Source organism: Microcystis sp. M31BS1 (assembly GCF_020245285.1).
Taxonomy (GTDB): Bacteria; Cyanobacteriota; Cyanobacteriia; order Cyanobacteriales; family Microcystaceae; genus Microcystis; species Microcystis panniformis.
On sequence record NZ_JADBVE010000050.1, the window covers coordinates 1 to 9,497 of the forward strand.

The 9,497-nt window shown below is 42.4% G+C and carries 9 protein-coding genes and 1 tRNA gene; 5 read left to right on the forward strand and 5 right to left on the reverse strand.

Annotated elements, in window-relative coordinates:
• The 4 genes from IM509_RS02715 to IM509_RS02730 all read left to right on the forward strand — a co-directional run.
• Window positions 1-106 (forward strand): transposase (locus tag IM509_RS02715; RefSeq protein WP_287716356.1); only part of this gene is annotated, 106 nt, incomplete at its 5' end.
• A gap of 257 nt (window positions 107-363) precedes the next feature.
• Window positions 364-618: a hypothetical protein gene (locus tag IM509_RS02720; protein WP_052276743.1), complete on the forward strand. Its 255-nt coding sequence runs from the start codon at window positions 364-366 to the stop codon at window positions 616-618.
• Between the two features lie 244 nt (window positions 619-862).
• A complete protein-coding gene (locus IM509_RS02725) occupies window positions 863-1,210 on the forward strand; it encodes a PIN domain-containing protein (RefSeq protein WP_052276744.1) in 348 nt (115 codons plus the stop codon).
• 178 nt (window positions 1,211-1,388) lie between these two features.
• Window positions 1,389-2,165, forward strand: a complete 777-nt coding sequence (locus IM509_RS02730) for a class I SAM-dependent methyltransferase (protein ID WP_052276745.1) — start codon at window positions 1,389-1,391, stop codon at window positions 2,163-2,165.
• On the opposite strand, the gene uvrA is transcribed toward IM509_RS02730, so the two are convergent.
• Both uvrA and cysE read right to left on the reverse strand, forming a co-directional pair.
• Window positions 2,122-5,034, reverse strand: coding sequence for an excinuclease ABC subunit UvrA (gene uvrA, locus IM509_RS02735; protein WP_052276746.1), 2,913 nt, complete (start codon window positions 5,032-5,034; stop codon window positions 2,122-2,124). The genes IM509_RS02730 and uvrA overlap by 44 nt on opposite strands.
• Window positions 5,035-5,131: 97 nt before the next feature.
• Window positions 5,132-5,905, reverse strand: a complete 774-nt coding sequence (gene cysE, locus IM509_RS02740; RefSeq protein ID WP_052276747.1) for a serine O-acetyltransferase — start codon at window positions 5,903-5,905, stop codon at window positions 5,132-5,134.
• A 214-nt stretch (window positions 5,906-6,119) separates the two neighbouring features.
• Between cysE and IM509_RS02745 the strand changes: the two genes are divergently transcribed.
• Window positions 6,120-7,745, forward strand: a complete 1,626-nt coding sequence (locus IM509_RS02745; protein WP_185237677.1) for a choice-of-anchor I family protein — start codon at window positions 6,120-6,122, stop codon at window positions 7,743-7,745.
• On the opposite strand, the gene tsaB is transcribed toward IM509_RS02745, so the two are convergent.
• The 3 genes from tsaB to IM509_RS02760 all read right to left on the reverse strand — a co-directional run bounded on the left by tsaB (window position 7,746) and on the right by IM509_RS02760 (window position 9,381).
• A complete protein-coding gene (gene tsaB / locus IM509_RS02750; RefSeq protein ID WP_002785414.1) occupies window positions 7,746-8,348 on the reverse strand; it encodes a tRNA (adenosine(37)-N6)-threonylcarbamoyltransferase complex dimerization subunit type 1 TsaB in 603 nt (200 codons plus the stop codon).
• A 25-nt stretch (window positions 8,349-8,373) separates the two neighbouring features.
• Window positions 8,374-8,445: transfer RNA gene (locus IM509_RS02755), tRNA-Lys, on the reverse strand.
• A gap of 63 nt (window positions 8,446-8,508) precedes the next feature.
• Window positions 8,509-9,381 carry an aldose epimerase family protein gene (locus IM509_RS02760; RefSeq protein ID WP_052276749.1) on the reverse strand — a complete coding sequence of 291 codons (873 nt, stop codon included), beginning with the start codon at window positions 9,379-9,381 and terminating at the stop codon, window positions 8,509-8,511.
• Window positions 9,382-9,497 lie beyond the last annotated feature (116 nt).

Consider the following 9,497-nt stretch of genomic DNA (forward strand, 5'->3'; position numbering starts at 1 on the left):
GGGAATCAACAATAAACTGAAACTAATAAAACGGAGAGCCTATGGCTTGAGAAACTTTCGTAATTTTTGGGTTAGAAGTATGTTATCTTGGCATCTTGTCTGTTGATTTAGCATAAATAGTAACGAAGAGCCATCTTTTCTTAAAGATGGTAGTAGGAAAGAGCGGCTACCGTGAGAGAGTAGTATCCATCGTCTCGGTCTTGAGTGGGATGTATGGCCATTCTCATCGGATGGTGGTTTCTGTCATGTCCGACCTGTTTGGGGTGAAGATGTCTTTATGGTTAAAAGATCGCAAGGGACGCACCTTGTCAGGCGAGGACATATTACACTATCCTTATGATAGTAGTAACCTGAGCCGAAACCATGAAAACAATTAGTTTTAAAACCCATGTAGGAGAAGATGGAACATTACAAATATCTTTACCACCTGAACTTAAAAACACAGATTTAGAAGTCACCTTAGTTGATCAGCCAATATCTCTAAAAGAAAAAGAAGAAAAAACCACATTTAGCCAATGGCAAGAAGGCTTTTTTGAAGAAGTAATTGGCGGTTGGGAAGGTGAATTATTAGTAAGAGAAAAACAGCCAGATTATGAGGAAAGAGAACAACTACTATGACTTATCTGTTAGTACAAATGTTTGTATTAAGCTACTTAATAATAGTAGTTTGGCTGTTACTCATGAGTTAGCAAAACATCAGCCAGACGAGATTTATTTATCTACTGTGGTACAATTAGAATTATATTATGGGGCTTATAAAAGCAGTAGAAAAGAGCAAAATTTAGGTTCTTCGGTTTGTGTTATGCAATGTACGGGGGTTATAAGGGATGGAACCCCTATATAGAAAAGCATTTAGCGATTTTTGTCAATTATTTTCGATCTAGAGCGAACTAATCAATTAAATCCCTTGCCAGATAAGGATTTAGTCGATTTATGCCCCCCTATCGAACCATACCAAGTAACGAAGAGCCAAAATTTAGCGAAGCTAGAGCGTTTCTTTAATCAATTTAAGATTTTACCTTTTGACCAAAATTCTGCAAAAATTGCTGGAAGAATTCGGTCTCAATTAAATCAATTAGGTATTCCTGTCGGTGGTTATGATTTACAAATTGCAGCTATTGCTATGGCTAATGAGTTAATTTTAATCACTCATAATATCCGTGAGTTCAGTCGTATAGATGGTTTAAAATATGAAGACTGGGAGATTTAATTATGGCTAATACTATAAAATAACTTTACATTTCTTTTATCACTTTTGGAAAATGCTATCCTTGTAGATAAGACAAAAGAACTAAAAATCTCCATTGATGCCAATTGGATAATTTAAGCGCATCTTATGATAGTCTAAATCTTTTCTTAAAGATGGTAGTAGGAAAGAGCGATCGAGAATGATTAAGGACAAAAATCAGCAAACCTATAGAGACCCTAGTATTGTCGGTTATTATGCCCAATTAACCGCGCTACAGCCGGCAGAAAGGACAATTTTAACTCTGCTGCAAGAGCGTTTATCGACGATGAAAATGCTTGATTTAGGGGTAGGTGCGGGACGGACTACGAAGTATTTTGCCCCTCTTGTGGGAGAATATATCGGTGTTGATTATTCTACGGAAATGATCGCCGCTTGTCGTCAAAAATTCCCCCATTTAGTCTGGCAAGTGGCTGATGCCAGAAATCTAGAACAATTTGCGGATAATTATTTTGACTTTATTCTCTTTAGTTTTAATGGCATTGATTATATTTCCCATGCTGACCGTTTTCTAGTTTTAGAGGAAATTAGCCGCATCGGTAAAGCGGGTGGTTATTTTTGCTTTTCTAGTCATAATCTTCAGGGAATTATCCCAGAATTCGATTGGAAAAAAAAGATTAGTTTCAATCCTTTTAGTAGCTATGTCAATTTAGTCATCTGGGCGATTTTGCGGGTCTGTAATCCCTCTCTTAGCTACCAACAGTTATTGACTGCTGACTATGCAATTATTCGGGATGAACCCCATAATTTTCGTCTGCAAAATTATTACGCCACACCCAAAGAACAATTAAGACAGTTAAGGTCTTACTTTCAAGATATTAAAATTTATTCTTGGAAAACCGGTCAGGAAATTAACAGCGAACAAGAGTTAAATACTAATCTTGATCATTGGCTTTATTATCTCTGTGTTCTTCCCTAACATTATCCCGCTTTTTTGGGGGATATTGAAGTAATGCTTGGGCAAGATAATGACCAGTGTAGGATTTTTCACATTTAGCCACGGTTTCCGGTGTTCCCACCGCGATTAATTCTCCTCCCTTGTCCCCTCCTTCTGGTCCCAAATCAATAATCCAATCGCTACAGCGAATCACGTCGAGATTATGTTCGATGACGATAATCGAATTACCTTTATCGACCAATCTTTGTAACACATCTAAGAGATGATGCACATCATAAAAAGATAAACCCGTAGTCGGTTCATCGATCAAATATAGGGTTTTTCCCGTGGCCCGTCGGGATAATTCGGCCGCTAATTTCACCCTTTGCGCTTCTCCACCGGATAAAGTGGGCGCGCTTTGACCGAGTTTACAGTATCCTAAACCCACATCCACGAGAGTTTGTAATCTGGTGGTGGCCCGGGGGACATTTTCAAAGACCTTTAATGCTTCCTCGATCGTCATATCTAAGACATCGGCGATCGAATAACCTTTATACTTAACCTGTAGGGTTTCCCGATTGTAACGCGCCCCTTTACACACATCACACTGCACATAGACATCGGGGAGAAAATTCATCTCAATCACGTTTACCCCTTGGCCTAAACAAGCTTCACAGCGTCCTCCCTTAACATTAAAAGAAAACTGCCCCGCTTTGTAACCCCTAGCTTTTGCTTCGATGGTTTCGGTGAAAATCTCGCGAATAATGTCAAAAACCCCCGTATAGGTGGCAGGATTTGACCGAGGAGTGCGTCCTATCGGTGATTGGTCGATGACAATTACTTTATCAACCGCGTCCAATCCTTCCACTTTATCTAACTCTTTGGGGAAGGGAGTTAAACGGGTTAAATGATGTTGTAAAGCTGGATATAATAACTCATTAATTAAGGTGGATTTGCCCGAACCAGATACCCCCGTAATCGAGACTAATTTTCCTAAAGGAATCGTTACATCAATATTTCTTAGGTTATTTTGATGGCAATTTTTTAAGACTAAAGCATTACCATTCCCAGACCTTCTTTGGGGAGGAGTTTCAATAACTTTGCGTCCCGATAGGTAGGCCCCTGTTATCGATTTTTTCGACTTTAAAAGACTTTTAAAACTGCCTTGACAGATGATTTCTCCGCCATGAATCCCCGCTTTTGGACCAATATCGACCACATAATCGGCTGCCCGAATCGTTTCTTCATCGTGTTCGACGACAATTAAAGTATTACCTAAATCTCGCAATCTTTGCAGGGTTTCTAACAGTTTACTATTATCTCTTTGGTGTAATCCAATGCTAGGTTCATCGAGAACGTATAATACTCCCGTTAATCCCGAACCGATTTGAGTAGCTAATCTAATTCGTTGGGATTCCCCCCCGGATAAAGTCATCGCTGGTCGATCGAGGGTAAGATAATCTAATCCCACATCGATTAAAAATTGTAGTCTCGCTTTGATTTCTTTGAGAGCTAATTCCCCAATTAATGCTTGTCTTGGGGTTAAATGACAATCATTAATTCTCTGCAAACAATCCCGAATCGGAACTCCGGTAAAATCCGTGACCGTATATTGTCCTAAACGTACCGATAAAGCTTCTGGTTTTAATCTTTTTCCGTGACAAACTTCACAGGTTTGGTTAACAATATATTTCTCTAGTCTTTGTTTGATAACTTCCGAGGTGGTTTCTTGATAATTCCTATCTAAGATATTGATAACTCCCGCAAATTCTCGATAGTAACCGCGGCCAGTATCGTAACGGTAATCATCTTCAAAATAGATCGGTTCTTTACTCCCATAGAGAATGATATCTTGCTGGGTTTTTGTGAGTTTCTGCCAAGGAGTTTGAATTTCAAAACCTAAAGCTTGCCCTAAACCGTAGAGGAGAGAAAGATAGTAGGAGTTATCCTTATCTGACCAGGGGGCAATAGCAGAATATACCGGTTGTTTCGGGTCTGGAATGACTAAATCTGCCGAAAATTTCCGTAAACTGCCCAATCCGTGACAGTTGGGACAAGCACCATAGGGAGAATTAAAAGAGAATAAACGGGGGGATAATTCTTCCATAACTGCCCCGTGTTCGGGACAGGCAAATTTTTCGGAAAAGACAATTTCTTTGGTAACTTCGGGATTATCTTCGTTATTCTCATCGAGAATTTCCACAATCGCTACACCGTCGGAATGCTTTAAACAAGTGGTTAAAGAATCCACTAATCTTTCCTGTAAACCCTCTTTTTTGATCAGGCGATCGATAACAATTTCAAGATCATGAAGATGTTTTTTATCTAACTCGATGCCCTCGGATAATTCTACTACCTTGCCGTCAATCCGCACCCGGGCAAAGCCTTGGGAGGCCAAACTAGAGATTAATTGCTTATGAGTGCCTTTTTTGCCGCGAATTACTGGGGCTAAGATTTGAAATCGGGTTTTATCGGCTAATTCCATCACTCGATCGCACATTTGATCGATGGTTTGGGGGGCAATATTGCGATCGCAATGGGGACAATGGGGTTCCCCAGCACGACCGAACAATAAACGCAAGTAATCGTAAATTTCCGTTACAGTTCCCACACTAGAGCGGGGATTGTGGGAAGTGGATTTTTGGTCGATGGAAATAGCCGGACTTAAACCCTCGATCGCATCCACATCGGGTTTATCTAATTGTCCTAAAAATTGGCGCGCGTAGGCGCTGAGGGACTCCACATAGCGGCGCTGTCCCTCGGCAAAAATAGTGTCGAAAGCGAGGGAAGATTTGCCCGATCCCGAAACTCCCGTAAAAACAATCAACTGATTGCGGGGTAATTCGATATCAACATTTTTGAGATTGTGTTGTCGGGCGCCACGGATACGGATCGAGTCAGTTTGAGCCATCGGATGGTGCCAAGTAGTCCTTAACAATAATAGCTTTGACGAATGGATTTCAGCCACTAGAAAACCAGTCTTCTATCATATCAAAAGATTCTCGGGGTTAAACCGCTCTTTCGAGAAACTCGCGCATATCTTGATCGGCCGCGGGACAACAGCTATGACTCGCTTCTTCTTCTAAATGGGCTAAAACTGGGCAATTAATCCGATAATCTGGTTCTTTTGACCGTTCTAGCCGCAATTCGTACACTTGTTTTTCCAGTTGTTCAATGCGGTCAACCAAAGCGCGAATAGCCACCGCTTCCGAGTCGGGTAAATCACCGTGTTCGAGGGGTTGCACCCGCGTCCCAGCGCGATAGATTAAACGACCGGGTACACCAACAACGGTACAATCGGCGGGAATATCGCGCAGCACCACAGAACCAGCGCCGACGCGAACGTTATTACCCAGATAAATATTACCTAAAACCTTAGCCCCGGCACCGACGACCACATTTTCCCCCAGAGTCGGGTGACGTTTACCGCTTTCTTTCCCCGTCCCTCCTAAAGTAACTCCTTGATAGATGAGGGCATAATCACCGATAATGGCGGTTTCTCCGATGACAACTCCCATGCCATGGTCGATAAAAACACCCTGACCAATTTGGGCACCGGGGTGAATTTCGATACCAGTCAGAAAACGGGCAAAATGGGAAATTAAACGGGGAATAAAGGGAATCCCGAGCTGATATAGCCAATGGGCGAAGCGATGGCACAGTAAAGCTTGTAATCCAGGATAACAAAACAGTACCTCTAACCAGTTGCGGGCAGCGGGGTCACGTTCAAAAATGATCTTGAAATCGGCTAGGAGAGTGGATAACACGAGTCTTGATTCCATATTGATCGAGCTTATACTAAACCATGTTATCACCCTGGTAAATGAGCCGTTCAACTAAAAAGCGATCGAGTAAGCTGTTTTCCTAGTTCTCTTGTACTTGCATTAGCCAAATTTTGAAGATATCCTTAATTTCCCTCTTGTTTAATCTTCCTTTAACTTGGGGCTGAAAAAATGCGATTGTTTAGCCTTTTTTTGCAGGTTTTTAGCTAAAAATATGATTCATGCTATCGACCGTCACCATGGGAAAATTCTATTAACCTTGCTGTCAATTGCTGGCAGTATCAATATTGTTACCGAATCTGCCTCAGCTTTAAATATCACGCGATTGAGCAGTCTTGGCAATAGTACAACTGCTGCTAATAACTTCGGGGCAGAAATCCCCGCTTATGACCCAGCTAGTCGAAAATTATTCGTGACCGGTCCTAATAATCGTCTAGATATTGCCGATATCAGCAATCCCGCTAGTCCAATTCGCTTACCCTCGATCGATCTTAGTCCCTACGGTGCAGGGGTTAACAGCGTTGCCATCAAAAATGGTATCGTGGCCGTGGCCATGGAAGCTAGTCAGATTACCAATAACGGCAGTGTGGTCTTTTTCAATACTAATGGTGTCTTTCAGAGTCAGGTTACTGTGGGTGCTTTACCAGATATGTTAACCTTTACTCCTGACGGTAATCGGGTTTTGGTCGCTAACGAAGGGGAAGCAAGAGGGGCGATCGATCCCAATGGTTCCGTTAGTATTATTGACCTTAGCACTGGTGTTCTCAATGCCACGGTCAACACTGCTACCTTTACCCGTTTTAATGGTCAAGAGAACACTTTAAGAAATCAGGGAGTCCGTATTTTTCCCGGTCAAACGGTTTCCCAAGATGTGGAACCAGAATACATCACCGTTTCCGACGATGGAACCACTGCATGGGTGTCTCTACAGGAAAATAATGCTGTTGCCGTAGTCGATGTTGCTAACGCTCAAGTCACCAGTATTGTACCCCTAGGAGCCAAAAATTTTAACGCACCAGGTAATGGTTTGGACCCTAGCGATCGAGATGGAGGGGTAAATATTAATAATTGGCCGGTTTTTGGCTTATACCAACCGGATACGATCGCCACCGTTACCATCGCCGGACAAACCTATTTAATTACTGCCAACGAAGGGGATACTAGAGATGAGGCCAGACGAGTTTCTAGTTTAACCTTAGACCCCAATGTTTTTCCTAATGCCGCCGAATTGCAATTAGCCCAAAATCTCGGCCGTTTGGATGTTTCTAGCATCGACGGACGTAACGACCAAGGTCAATATAGTCAACTTTTTGCCTACGGTGGTCGTTCTTTTTCGATTTGGAATGTCACTAATGGACTGTCCCAAGTCTTCGATAGCGGCGATGATTTTGAACAAATTTTGGCGGCTTTTTCGGCAACTCCCCTAACTCCTAGTATCTTTAATTCCGATGGTACTCCTAGTAGTTTCGATAGTCGTAGCGATAACCGCGGCCCAGAACCGGAAGGTTTAGCCGTGGGAACTGTAGGCAATCGTCTCTATACTTTTGTGGGAATAGAAAGGGCTGGCGGTTTCATGGTTTATGATATCACCAACCCTAGTCATCCTTTCTTTGTTGATTATATCAACGATTGGCAATTAGGTGATATCTCTCCCGAAGGATTATTATTTATTCCCGCTGCCGATAGTCCCAATGGTACTCCCCTGTTAATTGTGGCCAATGAAGTTAGTCGTAATCTGGCGATTTATTCCGTCAAACCTGTCCCAGAACCCAGCGCAGTTTTAGGATTGCTAACCCTCGGATTAGCTGGTTATAGTTTGAAAAAAAGAGGGAATTGCTAATCACATCCCGTAAAATGGTAGCGCCTCCGACCAATGGGGGCGTTTTCCCGTTTGCCAGTCCAAATGGGCTAAATCGAGGATATCGGGGGCATTTATGCCTAAATAACTGGGTGTAGCTAATCTTTGATAGGAAATAGTTAAGTTTTCTAAAGTGTGCTGCCATTGTTCCAAAGTCATCAGGCTATCAGCTAAATAAACCCGATTACCCCGATAGATACCCACATACAATTGTCCCCTAGTGGCGGGCATTTCTAGGGCTAGATGGGTATCAAGGGGATAAAAATCCCGTTGTGACCAAGCAAAGGCCGCTAAACTGGAGACGGTAAAAATCGGTAGCTGTAATTGTTGTGCTAGGGTTCTAGCGGTGACTATACCGATGCGGGTACTGGTAAAGCTCCCCGGCCCCTTAGCAGTGGCTAGAAAGGCTAAATCAGCCCATTTTTGCGGGGCTAGGAACTGTTTTAGATAGGGGTGGAATAGGTTTGATAAGTCCCTGTCTAAGTCCCAAGTTTGTTGACGACTATCATCGCTGAAATTAGAGAGGGCCAGTCCTAGTTGGGGACTGCTGGTATGCAAGGCTAATCCATAGACAGGGGAAGACAAGTCAATCTTTATCAGTAAGTTTTTATGGGTCGCCTGGGATTCGAACCCAAGACCAATCGGTTAAAAGCCGAGTGCTCTACCGCTGAGCTAGCGACCCGTTTCGTGTTCTGCACACGATTTATCAATATAACATCTTATCTGGGCTAAGTCAAGGGGTAATTTAAATTTGATTGACTCGCATTTCCACGATCGCCTCACGGCTACTATGGGGTTCTAGGTAGGTCAAATGTTCGCCTGTGTTAAGGGCGTTGCGGGGGGCGCTCCAGGGTTCGAGACAGATATAATTTTTGTCTTTCAGGGTCCAAAAAACTATAGTTGTATAGAGATCGTCGTAACCGATAACAATTTGACGTTGATGATAGGAATCGCTAAAACTACTTTGATGGCGCGTAATTTGCAGAAAAGCGGCATCAATTTCTTCGAGATTAAAGTCAAAGTTGCCGGAGTAGGAATGGAGGGTCTTCGTGCCTTGGTCGAGGTATTGGGAGGAGGGAATATCAAAGGATAATCGGGTTTTATCTGTCACTTTAAAATAGGGATGAAACCCGATAGAAAAGGGCATTTTTTCGGGGGAAAGATTAATTACTTTTTGGTGAATTTTGAGGCTGTTTCCTTGCAATTGATAGGTAAAGATTAATTTAAAATCAAAAGGATAGACTTGACGAGTGGCTTCATTACTGTTTAATTCTAGGGTTAAATTAGCGGCAGTTTCGGTGCTTTGTTTGCTCACTTGCCAGGGTAAATCACGAGCAAATCCGTGTTGTTTCAGGGTATAGTTTCGGCCTTGGTGTTGATAGGTATTATCGGGTAAGTTGCCACAGATAGGGAATAAAATCGGGACTCCTCCGCGGACGCTGAGGTTAGGATCTTTGAATCTTTCTCTGTCCAGATAGAAAATATCTTCTCCGCAAATTTGCCAACGGGTGATGATTCCTCCCCTAGCGGGAACCACTTCCAGATAAGCGTCAGCCTCTTCATCCTTGAGACAATAGGTAAGATATTGATTTTGGTTTTGAGTGATAGTAAAGGTCATATCAGTTATCAGTTATCAGTTATCAGTTATCAGTTATCAGTTATCAGTTATCAGTTATCAGTTATCAGTTATCAGTTATCAGTTATCAGTTATCAGTTATCAGTTATCAGTTATCA